This window comes from Hymenobacter coccineus (genome assembly GCF_001816125.1).
GTDB lineage: Bacteria > Bacteroidota > Bacteroidia > Cytophagales > Hymenobacteraceae > Hymenobacter > Hymenobacter coccineus.
In genome coordinates this window covers 1-243 of sequence record NZ_MDZA01000343.1, presented here as the reverse complement: position 1 = coordinate 243, position 243 = coordinate 1, and the positions used below count along the sequence as shown (strand labels likewise).

Annotated in this window: 1 protein-coding gene; it reads left to right on the top strand. The window is 74.5% G+C overall.

Translation table 11 applies throughout. From position 1 onward, the window contains the following. Window positions 1-243, top strand: a 243-nt coding sequence (locus BEN49_RS28215) for a hypothetical protein (RefSeq protein WP_158022983.1), incomplete at both ends; no start/stop codon positions are given.

Genomic DNA, 243 nt, shown 5'->3' with positions numbered 1-243 from the left:
GCGCTGGTGCTGGCCGGCCTCACCGCCACCGATGGCCCGCTGGATGGACTGCTCAGCAACCGCGCCCTACCCTTGCCGCACCAAACCGGCTACCCCCTGCTGCTGGTGCCCGAGCGCCTGCCCGCCGCCCGCCCAGCGCCCCCCGCGCTGGTGCTGGCCGGCCTCACCGCCACCGATGGCCCGCTGGATGGACTGCTCAGCAACCGCGCCCTACCCTTGCCGCACCAAACCGGCTACCCCCTG